Raw genomic sequence first — 3,502 nt, 5'->3', positions numbered from 1 at the left:
GCCCGGCGGAGGCGCCGCCGCCGCGGCCACCACGCCCGCGGAGCAGGAAGAGGCGAGCTGGCAGGACGTCATGCCGGTCGACACGCTCGGACTGGAAGTGGGCTACCGCCTGATTCCGCTCGTCGACAAGACGCAGAACGGCGAACTGCTGAAGCGCATCAAGGGCATCCGCAAGAAGTTCGCGCAGGAAGTCGGCTTCCTGGCGCCGCCGGTGCACATCCGCGACAACCTGGAGCTGAAACCGTCGGCCTACCGCATCACGCTGAAGGGCGTCGAAGTGGGCAGCGGCGAGGCGATGAACGGCCAGTACCTGGCGATCAACCCGGGGATGGCGAGCGGCACCCTGCCGGGCCTCGTGACGACGGACCCCGCGTTCGGCCTGCCGGCCATCTGGATCGACGCCGCGCTGAAGGACGACGCGCAGAGCATGGGCTATACCGTCGTCGACGCCGGCACCGTCGTCGCCACGCACCTGAACCATCTGATCACGACGCACGCGTCGGAACTGCTGGGCCGCATGGAAGTGCAGGCGCTCCTCGACCACCTGGCCAAGGATGCGCCGAAACTGGTCGAAGACCTGGTGCCGAAGGTCGTGTCGCTGTCGACGTTGCAGAAAGTGCTGCAGAACCTGTTGCAGGAAGGCGTGCACATCCGCGACATGCGCACGATCATCGAGACGCTGTCCGAGCATGCGGGCAGCACGAACGATCCGAACGACTTGACCGCGCTGGTGCGTGTGTCGCTGGGCCGCGCCATCGTGCAGCAATTGTTCCCGGGCACGAACGAACTGTCCGTGATGACCCTGGACAACCGCCTCGAACGCCTGCTCGTGCAGGCCCTGAACGCCGGCGGCGACGGCACGGGCATCGAGCCTGGCCTGGCGGACACGATCGTCCAGCAGGCTGCCAATGCTGCGCAGCAACAAGAGGCAATGGGACTGACGCCGGTGCTCCTCGTGCCGGGGCCGCTGCGGACGCTGTTGTCGCGGTTCCTGCGTCGGGCGTTGCCGCAGCTCAAGGTCTTGTCACACTCGGAAATTCCCGAATCCAAGACAATTCGTGTCACGAGCCTCGTTGGCGCGAATTGATTGGCGTAAGGAAATTTGTTGGGATTCTTTCGAGGCCGCAGCGCAACAATCGCTTCGCCAATAGTGCCAAAAGTCGATTGGTAGAGTTGATTTATGCTAACATCCTTGCGCTCTAACGCTTAGCGCGCTCAAGAAATCAGTCTGAGTAGACCGGTTCACCCAGCCGAATCGGTCAGTACCCCTCAATCGTCATTTGCCCAACACGCTGCAAAGACAGTCTGCGAATGTACAGGAAGTAAAAGATGCCGGAATACCAGTTTGTATTACTTGGGTTGACCGCATGGGTGGCGAGTTTCGTCATCAGCCAACTCATCGTCCGTTCTCAAAAGTGGCATGGACGCCTGACGCACGACCACGACCTGGGCGGCGTGCAAAAGGTCCATACCACGGCCGTGCCGCGTATCGGCGGCCTGGCCGTGATAGGCGGCATCCTGCTCGGCCTCGTGCTCTTCCAGCAGATCTTTCCAGGCCAGGTGAGCGCCGGCCGCGCATCGCGCATCTATCTGCTGCTCGGCGCCAGCCTGCCGGCCTTCCTGGCGGGCCTGATCGAGGACTTCACCAAGCGCGTGTCGGTCCGCGTGCGTCTTGTCGCCACCGCGCTGAGCGCACTGGTGGCAAGCCTCGCACTGGGGGCCACTGTCGGCGAACTGGACATCTGGGGCCTGGATGCGCTGCTGACGATCGCGCCGCTGGCGATCGTTGCCACCGCAGTGTTCGTGGCAGGCGGTTCCAACGCCATCAACATCATCGACGGTTTCAACGGCCTGTCGGGCAGTACGATCATCATCATGGCGATCGGCCTGGCCGCCGTCGGGCTACAGGTCGGCGACAGCTTCGTTGCCGTGCTCGGTGCGCTGTGCGCGGGCGCCACGCTGGGCTTCCTGATGCTGAACTACCCGTCCGGGAAAATGTTCCTCGGCGATGGCGGGGCGTATTTCCTCGGTTTCTGGGTGTCGGAAATGGCGGTCCTGTTGCTGGTGCGTCATCCGGAGCTGAGCGCGTGGCAAATTCTCGCTATTTGCGGTTATCCGATCATCGAAGTGCTGTTCAGCATCTATCGCCGCAAGTTCGTCCGCAAGGTCAGCCCGGGCGCGCCGGATGCATTGCACCTGCACGGGCTCGTGTTCCGCCGTCTCGTTTTCAAATATGTGCGCCGTGACGCCGCTCGTCCCTGGAAGCGCAACGCGATGGTGCCGTGCTTCATGGCGCCGGCGGTGGCGGCTTGTGTGGCAGTCAGCGTCTGGTTCGGCCAGTCGACCCCGGCGGCCGTGGCGATCGTGGTTGCCCAGGTCGTGTTGTATATCGCGGTATATGGCCGTCTCGTGCGTGGACGCTGGACGGTGCGGCGCGGTGACAGGGCGGAGCAGGCCCTCGACGTTGGAATTGAAGTGCGCTAAGAAATTGGTGCTGCTAAATTACAAGGACCGCGGTTTCACATCGAGACCGCGGTTTTTTTACGTCCTGAACAGTGTCAGCGAGCCCGTGTCCTGATCCACCAGTCATTGAACCACATCGCAAACTGGAAGAGCAGACCCGTGGCAAAGAGGAAGTCGGCGGTTCGCCCGACCTTCAGGGCCGCGGCGAGCACCCCTGCAATGAGAAATACGGTACGGAAGATGGGAATACAGCGGTCCAGCACCTCGCATAAATGAACGAGGGCGGCTTCAGCACCGGGGGTGCCGGGTTGGCGCTTCGGTATTCTCAGTTTCATCTGTTGGCCTTTCGATGTAAGCCAAGTACACGGTGTTTACGCAGTCTAGCACGACCATAAAATTCGTTGTTACATTTGAACACAATTTGCGATCAAGACACTGATTCGTTCTGTTCTATTACGCTTATCATGTCAAAATTGCCACAAATATTAAAAGTTGAGCAATTGACTGTTTGAGAATTGTCTCATAGATGAGAGATTGTGCCCGTACCGATGATCTTGTTGCTGTGTTCCAATTCTCTCACCATTGTATTTACGTGGCAATTAACTTCTCTGGCGATCGGTGCAGGTGTGCCATCCGCGCCGCGTGGATGAAATAAGCGCCTTTCCCCGTCCTTTTCCCGCGATGGTTTCCTACCGGCATCGTCAATAATCCTCACTGTGAATGGGCGACTGTGCCCGCATGACCGGATAGCGAACCAAGCCAGCAAGAGCGGAGAACAACGATGAACGTGAAGAAATTTACAGCGGCGACTTCCCGCGAGGCCCTGCGCAAAGTGCGCGAGGCCCTGGGGCCGGACGCGGTCATCCTGTCGAACCGTCCGGTCGATGGCGTGGTCGAAATCCTGGCACTGGACAACGACGACGTCGCGTCGCTGGCTTCCCCGGCACCGGAATCGGAAATGGCCGCGCCGCGTGGATGAAATAAGCGCCTTTCCCCGTCCTTTTCCCGCGATGGTTTCCTACCGGCATCGTCAATAATC

3 protein-coding genes and 1 pseudogene are annotated in these 3,502 nt (G+C 60.6%); 3 read left to right on the top strand and 1 reads right to left on the bottom strand.

Annotation, left to right across the window (positions count from 1 at the left end; translation table 11 throughout):
• Window positions 1-1,087 (top strand): FHIPEP family type III secretion protein (locus ACEN88_RS27015; protein WP_413344625.1); only part of this gene is annotated, 1,087 nt, incomplete at its 5' end.
• A gap of 242 nt (window positions 1,088-1,329) precedes the next feature.
• Window positions 1,330-2,484 carry an MraY family glycosyltransferase gene (locus ACEN88_RS27010; RefSeq protein WP_413344623.1) on the top strand — a complete coding sequence of 385 codons (1,155 nt, stop codon included), beginning with the start codon at window positions 1,330-1,332 and terminating at the stop codon, window positions 2,482-2,484.
• A gap of 74 nt (window positions 2,485-2,558) precedes the next feature.
• Here ACEN88_RS27010 and ACEN88_RS27005 read toward each other — a convergent pair whose 3' ends face one another.
• On the bottom strand, window positions 2,559-2,798 hold the full coding sequence (locus ACEN88_RS27005) for a hypothetical protein (RefSeq protein WP_413344622.1): 240 nt from the start codon (window positions 2,796-2,798) through the stop codon (window positions 2,559-2,561).
• Window positions 2,799-3,244: 446 nt separating this feature from the next.
• Between ACEN88_RS27005 and ACEN88_RS27000 the strand changes: the two are divergent.
• Window positions 3,245-3,433 (top strand): annotated as a pseudogene (locus ACEN88_RS27000) (flagellar biosynthesis protein FlhF); the annotation flags it as partial.
• Window positions 3,434-3,502 lie beyond the last annotated feature (69 nt).

Source organism: Massilia sp. CT11-108 (assembly GCF_047302915.1).
In the GTDB taxonomy this organism is placed as follows: Bacteria; Pseudomonadota; Gammaproteobacteria; order Burkholderiales; family Burkholderiaceae_D; genus Telluria; species Telluria orientalis.
Note: the sequence above shows the minus strand (reverse complement) of the source record. Positions and strands in the feature narration are given on the sequence as shown.

What these genes read in the sequence shown, in the direction of transcription:
- ACEN88_RS27005 (WP_413344622.1), bottom strand. Translation starts at nt 2,798, where the DNA reads ATGAAACTGAGAATACCGAAGCGCCAACCCGGCACCCCCGGTGCTGAA.
- ACEN88_RS27010 (WP_413344623.1), top strand. Translation starts at nt 1,330, where the DNA reads ATGCCGGAATACCAGTTTGTATTACTTGGGTTGACCGCATGGGTGGCG.